Genomic DNA, 449 nt, shown 5'->3' with positions numbered 1-449 from the left:
TCTTTAAGTTTTATGCTGCAGCTTTTTGCTATAATGTGACAAAATTTTTAACCAAAAGAGTCACTTTACATGAATGAATCAGTTTTTAAAAAAATCAAAGCGCTTCCGCCACTAGACGACACTGTCATACAGATCCAGCGCCTACATGCTGACGAAAATAGCTCGATAAATGATCTCACAAAAGTGGTCGAAAAAGACCCTATGCTAACAGCAAATATCTTACGTTCAGCAAACTCACCCCTTTACGGTTTTTCTCAAGAGATCACAACTATCGCAAGAGCCATTTCACTTTTTGGAATGGCTACTATCCGCGGTTTTGCGCTATCAAGTGCTATTAAAAAGACCTTTTCTATAAATTTAGAGCCGTATGACATTACCGCACAAGATTTTTTAAATATCTCAATCATGCAAAATGCTTTGATGTACCACTGGTACTCAAAGATAAAACC

Annotated in this window: 1 protein-coding gene; it reads left to right on the top strand. The window is 37.0% G+C overall.

The window, feature by feature from the left end; translation table 11 throughout:
- Positions 1-69: 69 nt before the first annotated feature.
- Positions 70-449 (top strand): HDOD domain-containing protein (locus CYP28_RS09485; RefSeq protein WP_141090930.1); only part of this gene is annotated, 380 nt, incomplete at its 3' end.

It is taken from the genome of Campylobacter concisus, from assembly GCF_002914195.1.
Lineage (GTDB): Bacteria > Campylobacterota > Campylobacteria > Campylobacterales > Campylobacteraceae > Campylobacter_A > Campylobacter_A concisus_M.
The sequence above is the reverse complement of the archived record's forward strand: the minus strand, read 5'-3'. Positions and strand labels throughout refer to the sequence as shown.